8 protein-coding genes are annotated in these 7,946 nt (G+C 53.2%); 6 read left to right on the top strand and 2 right to left on the bottom strand.

Annotated elements, in window-relative coordinates; translation table 11 throughout:
* Positions 1–109: 109 nt before the first annotated feature.
* Both KNP06_RS08385 and rnhC read right to left on the bottom strand, forming a co-directional pair.
* Positions 110–922, bottom strand: coding sequence for an alpha/beta fold hydrolase (locus tag KNP06_RS08385; protein ID WP_138859206.1), 813 nt, complete (start codon positions 920–922; stop codon positions 110–112).
* Positions 923–994: 72 nt separating this feature from the next.
* On the bottom strand, positions 995–1,906 hold the full coding sequence (gene rnhC / locus KNP06_RS08380; RefSeq protein WP_214788478.1) for a ribonuclease HIII: 912 nt from the start codon (positions 1,904–1,906) through the stop codon (positions 995–997).
* Between the two features lie 123 nt (positions 1,907–2,029).
* Between rnhC and KNP06_RS08375 the strand changes: the two genes are divergently transcribed.
* The 6 genes from KNP06_RS08375 (at position 2,030) to KNP06_RS08350 (ending at position 7,945) form a co-directional block, all read left to right on the top strand.
* The gene (locus KNP06_RS08375) at positions 2,030–2,431 is read left to right on the top strand and encodes a hypothetical protein (protein WP_034778175.1); all 402 of its coding nucleotides are present in this window, start codon (positions 2,030–2,032) and stop codon (positions 2,429–2,431) included.
* Positions 2,431–2,952: an NfeD family protein gene (locus tag KNP06_RS08370; RefSeq protein WP_034778172.1), complete on the top strand. Its 522-nt coding sequence runs from the start codon at positions 2,431–2,433 to the stop codon at positions 2,950–2,952. Before KNP06_RS08375 ends, KNP06_RS08370 begins: the two co-directional genes overlap by 1 nt.
* Before the next feature lie 3 nt (positions 2,953–2,955).
* The gene (locus KNP06_RS08365) at positions 2,956–4,470 is read left to right on the top strand and encodes a flotillin lipid rafts scaffold protein FloT (protein ID WP_034778170.1); all 1,515 of its coding nucleotides are present in this window, start codon (positions 2,956–2,958) and stop codon (positions 4,468–4,470) included.
* A gap of 138 nt (positions 4,471–4,608) precedes the next feature.
* Complete coding sequence (locus tag KNP06_RS08360; protein ID WP_214712732.1) at positions 4,609–5,580, top strand: BMP family lipoprotein; 972 nt, start codon at positions 4,609–4,611, stop codon at positions 5,578–5,580.
* Complete coding sequence (locus tag KNP06_RS08355) at positions 5,577–7,220, top strand: methyl-accepting chemotaxis protein (protein WP_214712729.1); 1,644 nt, start codon at positions 5,577–5,579, stop codon at positions 7,218–7,220. The genes KNP06_RS08360 and KNP06_RS08355 overlap by 4 nt, the downstream gene beginning before the upstream one ends.
* 155 nt (positions 7,221–7,375) lie before the next feature.
* Entirely contained in the window at positions 7,376–7,945 is a 570-nt protein-coding gene (locus tag KNP06_RS08350) for a helix-hairpin-helix domain-containing protein (RefSeq protein ID WP_034778163.1), read from the top strand.
* The last annotated feature ends 1 nt before the right edge of the window (position 7,946 follow it).

Here is a 7,946-nt window from a genome sequence, read left to right as displayed (position 1 = left end):
AAAAAGATGACTCCCGTACAGTACAGGAATCATCTCCTTGAATCAGCATAAGTTTTTTTATTAATGTCCTTTACAAGGGGTACAGATTACCTTGCAGGACCGTCTTTCTTTAAGATGTGCTGGCGGCGAGTGAGCCGACTTGTTGATCGATGAACGCCATCGAGATCGAATTGAAGTGATCGGGTTGGTCGACGTTGACGACGTGACCCGAGTCCGAGACGACCTGGACGCGAGCCGTCGGTTGATGTTTCGCGGTCCGTTCGACAGCTTCGAGGAACATGTAGTCCTCATCACCCATAATATAGAGAATCGGTACGTTCGTCTCGATTGACGAGAAGTGACGAAGCAACGGATTCATATTCTCGGTCATCTTGAACCAGCGGATGAACTCGCGCTGGCATAGGTTGGCCGCGTCGCGGACGAACATCATCCGTGATTTTTTATGACGTTTTTTTGGTAGCAAGATCCACGCGAACAACTGATACAGCCACATGTACGGCACGAAGCTCTGCACGAGACTGCCAAGTCGAATCAACAACGTCGAGCGGACGTTGAACTTGACGATGGCCCCACCGAGCACGACGGAAGCGATTCGTTCCGGATGGTGCTCGAACATCGCCTGGATGACGATTGTCCCGAGCGACAGGCCGACCATATGTCCTTTTTCAATCTTCAAATGATCCATGACTTCGACGACGTCTTCGACGACGACGTCGAGCGTATATGCGTTCAGCGGTTGGTTCAACGACTGTTCTTCGTTGTACGAGCCGCCGTGTCCACGGAGATCGAGCAAGAGCACGTTATATTTTTTTTTGAACGGCCGAATTTGACGATACCAATGCGACAGACTTCCACCGGCGCCATGGATGAAGATGACCCAAGGATGGTCGTCGCTTAAAGTGTACGTTTTATAATGCAACATGAACGCTATCCTCCAAAAATTTTTAAGTTCATTAAACCCTAAAATTAATATACCATATCTTCGAAGTGAGGACTATCGTTTCAGCTCACTCAAACGGATCGCTTTCTTCGTGTTGGCGAAGTGGACTTTCGCCACTTCGTTCAAACGTTCTTGACCGTAACGGATGATCAACTCGGCAGCGACTTGATCGACTTTGGCACCGGCCCCTTTCGGTAACGTGACCCCGAGTGTCGCGCTTAACTTGTCCATTTCTTTTAAGAACAAGGCCCGGGCGAGAATCGAGGCGGCGGCCACGGCGACGTGCAGTCCTTCCGCTTTAGTCGAGAAATAGACGTCGTCTTTGACGACCGCCTTTTCAGATCGCAAATGGTTGTAATAGACGTTCTTTTCAGCGAACTGATCGATTAAAATCGCGTCCGGTGTCGCATCGAGCTTCTGTAATAAGGCCGACAAGGCGGCATTATGAGCGATGGCCGTCATTTTACCTTGCGTCATCGTTCGCTGCATCTTATTATACGCCGGATTGTGCAGCGTCGCTTTCTGATAGGTGATGGTAACATGTAAATCTTTGGCGATGCGGACGATCTCTGTATCGGACAACAGTTTTGAGTCTTTGACCCCGAGCTCTTTGACAAGGGCGATTTTCTCTTTCGGCACATAGGCGGCGACGACGACGAGCGGTCCGAAATAATCTCCTTTTCCGACTTCATCGCTCCCGATGACAGACCAGTCCGAAAAGCCTTCCGGTAGAACGGTTTTAGGCACACTTGGTTCTTTCTTTATACTCGTTCCCCATTTTGCGGCCTCGCTGTCGGCATTGCGTCCTTGGAACATGACTTTACCCGAATTGTAGACCGTAATCACACACTGAGGTGTTTTGGCACTGAATCGTGCATGGGGCGGTGGATTGACCGCGTGGGCCCGATAACTCGCGATAAGTTCTTCTTGGGCCGCGGTCGACAATTTGATGACTTGATTGCCCAACGTGAGCACTTCCTTTCTAACTCTAGCAAATCAATCTTACATTTTTTTTAGATATTTTGAAACCAAAGTTTCGCTCTAAACGTATAGACAAGTGAGTAAAGAAAGAAGAGAGGTGAGTCGGAGATGTGGTGGCGCGATGACACGGATGAAGATGAGGCGGGATCTCTCTATAAACATATTCTCGAGCTAGAGGCTAGGATTGCGAAGCTGATCGCCCATCAAGTCAGGGTGCGTCGCCTGCTGATGCAAGAATCGTCGGCCGCGGCGACCGAACAAATCATTGCGCTGCAAGCGGAAGTCGATCATTTTTTATCGCTATTGCGACAAGAGCGAGCGGAAGCGGTCGATCGCTACGACCGCTTGCGTCTCGAACAGACGTTAGGACGTGTGCGGCAGGTGGTCGATCAACCGACCCGGCCTTTGTCCGAATGGGACACGATCGAGCAAGCACTCGCACTCGAAGTCGAACATTTGCGTCGTGTTCTTTCCTATGAACGACAGCGTCGCGCCGAGGAGGAGTGGTAATGGAATCGTTAGATCAGCTGTATTGGTGGGTACTCATCATCGCCGGTCTCGGTACATTTTTGTACATGTTATTTTCAGATGCGTTTGATTTATTCGATGGTTGGTTCAATCCAGCGGTCATCCTGTCATTTTTAGCACTCGGTGCGGGCATCGGCCTCATTTTGAACGCGCTCGCCCATGTGTCCCCGATGATCGGGCTCGCCGTCGCACTCGTCGGATCGTTCGCGCTCACGACGCTCCTGTACTTATTCGTCCTCTTGCCGTTATCGAACGCGGAAGAATCGATCGGGATGACCGATGAATCGCTCGTCGGACTTGTCGGACGGTTGACCGTCCCCGTTCCGGAAGGCGGTTACGGGGAAGTACTCGTCGAATCGGTCATCGGTTCGATTTTAAAGACGGCTCAAAGTGTGGACGGCAAAGCGATTCCGAGTGATCGACGGGTCATCATCATCGAAGTCGAACGAAACATTGCGGTCGTCATGGAATATGACGAGCCGACAATCCGAAAGGAGTTTTAACTTATGAGCACAGCCATATTAGCCAGTATTATCGTCGGGGTGATTTTGCTCGCCTTGATTTTCGTCTTCGTGTTGAAGTATCGCACGGTCGGACCAGATGAGGCGCTCATCGTCACCGGCAGTTACTTAGGGAAAAAGAACGTCCATAGCGACGCGTCGGGCAACCGTGTAAAGATTATCCGCGGGGGCGGAACGTTCGTCTTGCCGGTGTTCCAGCAAGCGGAACCGCTCAGCCTTCTTTCGAGCAAACTTGAAGTGACGACGCCGGAAGTGTACACTGAGCAAGGCGTACCGGTCATGGCGGACGGTACGGCCATCATCAAAATCGGTGGCTCGATCAGCGAGATCGCAACGGCGGCCGAGCAGTTCCTCGGCAAACCGAAAATCGAACGCGAGAACGAGGCGAAAGAAGTGCTCGAAGGTCACCTCCGTTCCATCCTCGGTTCAATGACAGTTGAAGAGATTTATAAGAACCGTGATAAGTTCTCACAAGAAGTCCAACGCGTCGCCTCACAAGATTTGGCGAAAATGGGGCTCGTCATCGTGTCGTTCACGATTAAAGATGTTCGTGACAAGAACGGCTATCTCGAATCACTCGGGAAACCACGAATCGCGCAAGTGAAACGCGATGCTGATATCGCAACGGCCGAAGCGGACAAAGAGACACGCATCAAACAAGCAGAAGCGATGAAAGACGCGAAGAAAGCTGAACTCGAACGGGCTTCGGAAATCGCAGAAGCCGAGAAAGAGAACCAGCTCCGCATCGCTGCCTATCGTCGTGAGCAAGACGTCGCCAAGGCCCGGGCCGACCAAGCGTATGAACTTGAAGAAGCCCGCGCCAAACAAGAAGTCACCGAGCAACAGATGCAAGTCCAAATCATCGAGCGTCAAAAGCAAATCGAGCTCGAAGAGAAAGAAATCATGCGTCGTGAGAAACAATACGATTCAGAAGTGAAGAAAAAGGCCGACGCCGACCGCTATGCGATCGAACAGTCAGCGGAAGCCGACAAGGCGCGTCAAATCGCCTCGGCCGATGCCGAGAAATATCGTATCGAAGCGGAAGCGAAAGCTGACGCCGAACGCGTTCGTCTCGCCGGTGTGGCCGAAGCGGACTCGGAACGGGCCAAAGGGGAAGCCGAAGCCGAGATTATCCGCTTGACGGGTCTCGCCGAAGCCGAAGCGAAACAAAAAATCGCCGAAGCGTTCGAACAGTATGGACAGGCTGCCATTCTCGACATGGTCGTCAAGATGCTTCCGGACTACGCGAAACAGATTGCAGCACCGCTTGGCAATATCGACAAGATCACGGTCGTCGATACGGGCAGCGGGAAAGATGGGGGTGCCGGCAAAGTCACAGGCTACGCTACAGACTTGATGGCATCGCTCCAACAGACGCTCAAAGCGTCGTCAGGAATCGACATGAAAGATTTACTCGACAATTTTGCCGGTAAAGGCAACGTCCAGCCGAGCGCGAATCGCGAATTGAGCGAATCGACGTTCGCCGCGACCGAAGAGTGAGCCGAGAGCCACAGACAATCGTCTGTGGCTTTTTTGTTTCGTGCGGATTCCTCTAAATTTGATAGGAAAGACTTCAAACTCGATCGGTTTCTGACGATAAGGGAGATGTCAGACCATTAGAGAGAGGAAGTAGCTATTATGAAGAAATCACTCATCATCGGCTTATTGGCCGCATGTGTGACTTGGTTGCCCGGTTGTCAGTCTGTCATCGACCAACCGGAACAAACTGTGGAAACACGTCAATCGATGGGCGTCGTCTTGTCCGATGTTGGTCTCGGGGACCAATCGTTCAGCGACGCGGCGATGCGCGGCATGGGGCAACTCCGGGAGACAGGGAAATGGTTCGTCGACTATCGCGAGCTTGCCGAGACGGAGACATATAAAGCGGGGTTCGAACAGCTCGTCGCGGACGGGCATGATGTTATCATCGGTCTTGGTTTCGCATGTCAGACGGATCTTGAAGCGGTGGCGGCCGAACATCCAGAGCAACAGTTCGCGTTGATTGATGCCGTATCGACGTTACCGAACGTCATCTCGGTGACGTTCCAAGAGACGGAAGGCAGTGCACTCGCCGGGGCAGTCGCGGGGCTCGAGACGGAATCGAATAAAATCGGTTTCATCGGGGGTGTCGAGAACGAGCTGATTCAAAAATTCGGGACCGGCTTCGAGCTCGGTGCAAAAGGCGTGAATGAAGACGTAACGATGCTCGTCGATTACGCCAACGATTTTGCCTCGCCTGAAATCGGACGTAAGTTGGCAGAGAAACAGATTGAAGCCGGAGCAGACGTGCTGTACGCCGCTGCAGGACTGACAGGGGTCGGTGTCTTAGAAGCAGCGGAACGGAACGGCGTGAAAGCGATTGGCGTCGATAGCGACCAATCGATGATCGCACCGGACGCGGTCATCACGTCGATGTTGAAACAAGTCGATTTGGCCATCGTCGAAATCGCGGATCGGGTCGAAGCGAAGGCGTTCAACGCTCACGTCGAACTCGGGATCGATCAAGGCGGTGTCGGTTTGGCCGCTCTTCGTCGTGTCCAATGGGATGACGACGAGACAAAACGGTTCGAGGCGTTTCAGAAACAGTTGATGGAGGGGACGCTGAAATGAGCTTACGGAAACGGTTCATCTTTTCGACCGTGTTCACGGTCTTATTGATTGTCTTGATGATGAGTTATGTCTTGTCGACGTTGAATCGTCTGCAAACTTATAACGAGCAGTACGGCACCCAGATGATTGAGTTGTCCCAACTCGAGACGTCGCTCTTGCAGGAGCAGTCCCTTTGGACCTCGCTCGGTGAGCAGATGAGCCAATCGACGCTCACGCAGCTCGAGCGGATTCGGACGACAAACACGGAGACGTTTACGACATTGAAACAGACGTATCTTATTCCTGAATTTGCGAACCACCTCGAACGTGCGACGATGAAGTATGAGCGAATCGGAGCCGAGGTCGAGGCGGCCGAGGCCGGCGGAATCGCCGCCCGGATTCAAGCGGCGAAGCTTGAAGGGGTATTGAACGATGTGAATACGCTTCTCTTGAAAAATGGAACATTCTACGAGGCGTTACAAGCCGAGGCGGCGAGTGAGACAAAACGTCTCCTGCTCGTGTCCGTATTGTTGACGGTCTTTGTCATCGTCGCACTCAGTGTATACAACTTCTTCTTCGCCCGCTCGATCACCCACCCGCTCGAACGCAACGTCGAGGCGGCGGAAGCAATCGCGGCCGGACGATTGATCACGCTGCCGGATTCGACGCGACGTGATGAAATCGGACGCTTAGAACGAGCGATGCGGGAAATGACGATGTCGCTCCAGACGGTCATCGGTTCCATCCGTGTCACGTCGATGAAAGTGAACGATATGACAGAGACGGCGGCTGCTGAGAACGAGGCCGTGGTCAGTACGACATCGAACATCACGAATGCGGTCGATGAGATGGCGAACGGGGCCCAGTCGATTGCGACCGAACTGCAAGAGACACTTGAATCGGTCGGCATCATGGCGACCTCGTTCGAGACAAGTTTGAACCAGACGAAGCAGACGACCGAACAGACGTCTGAGATGACACGCGAAGTCGCAGCCGGCATCGAGACGTTGACGGACCAGGAAGCGATTTTAGCACGTTCGAGCGAACGTAACGCATCGCTCGTCAACCGGATGGATGATTTCGCCCGGAAAACAGAAGAAATCGAAAAAATGGCGAAGCTCGTGGAAGATGTCGCCGCCCAGACGAACTTGCTCGCCTTGAATGCGGCCATCGAGGCTGCACGGGCAGGGGAGGCAGGACGAGGTTTTGCAGTCGTCGCCAGCGAAGTGAAGAAATTGGCCGAGGAGAGCAACGTGGCGACACGTTCCATCTTTGGTGTCGTCCAGACGATTCGGGACGAGGTCGTCCGCTTGACGGACATGGTCGAAGAGTCGAGTCGGGAACAGACGGCACAGCTCGAGGCGTTCGGAATGACGAAGCAGGCGTTCAACCGAATCCATGACCGCACGGACCACGTCGCCTCGTTTGTCAGTACGATTGAACGCGAGATGGTCGCGTCGAGTTCGGAAGTGACGAACGTCTTGAAACGGGTTGAAGAAGTGAGCGGTGTCACCGAGGAACTTGCGGCGGGGAACGAAGAAGTCGCAGCCTCGATGAAAGAGCAGCAAGCGAGCTTCGATCAGATTTTCGCTTTGATGCAAGAGTTAGAAGGGCAAGCCGCGGCACTCGCGAGCCAAGTCCAACATTTTGAAGAGCACTGAGACAAGTTTCGGCTTGTCTCTTTTTTGTCGTCTTGCTATGTACGGGAAGCGGATGCCTTCGTCCGATAGGCGCGTGGAAAACGACGAGTTCGGCCTCGGCACAGATGACAACGTTTCTTCATAATATAGAAAAGACTCGCTCGAGGAGGGGACGTATGGAGAAGTGGAAACGATATGTCGTCGTGCTGCTGATTGGACTGTTTATCGGGGTGGGCTATATGTTTTATTCGAAAGAACCGGAGACGCCGATGGTCGAACAGTTCGTTGCGACACCCGAACCGGAAGTCGAGCCGAGCGTCCCGACCGAAATCGTCGTCTATGTGACCGGGGCGGTCGAGGCACCGGACATGTATACGATGCCACAAGGGGCGCGTGTCGGTGACGTGTTGTCACTCGCTGTCTTGACGGATGAGGCCGACCCTGAGCAATTGAACTTGGCCCAACTGCTCGTCGATGGGACGAAAGTGAGCGTCCCGAAAAAAGGAGAGACGGTCGTTGTGCCGGCCGCTGAAGAAGCGAGCGGGGGGACGAACGGGGTCCATGTCAACAGTGCGACGAAGGACGAACTGATGACCGTACCGGGCATCGGCCCGGCCAAAGCCGAGGCGATTCTCAATCATTTGAAACAACACGGGCCGTTCAAGTCATACGAAGAGATTGGCAACGTCAAAGGATTCGGGGAGAAGACGTTAGAAAGCATGGAAGGCTATTTATTGGTCCCGTGAC

Source organism: Exiguobacterium sp. s21, assembly GCF_018617975.1.
Taxonomy (GTDB): domain Bacteria; phylum Bacillota; class Bacilli; order Exiguobacteriales; family Exiguobacteriaceae; genus Exiguobacterium; species Exiguobacterium mexicanum_A.
This window is presented reverse-complemented; position numbering and strand designations above follow the sequence as displayed.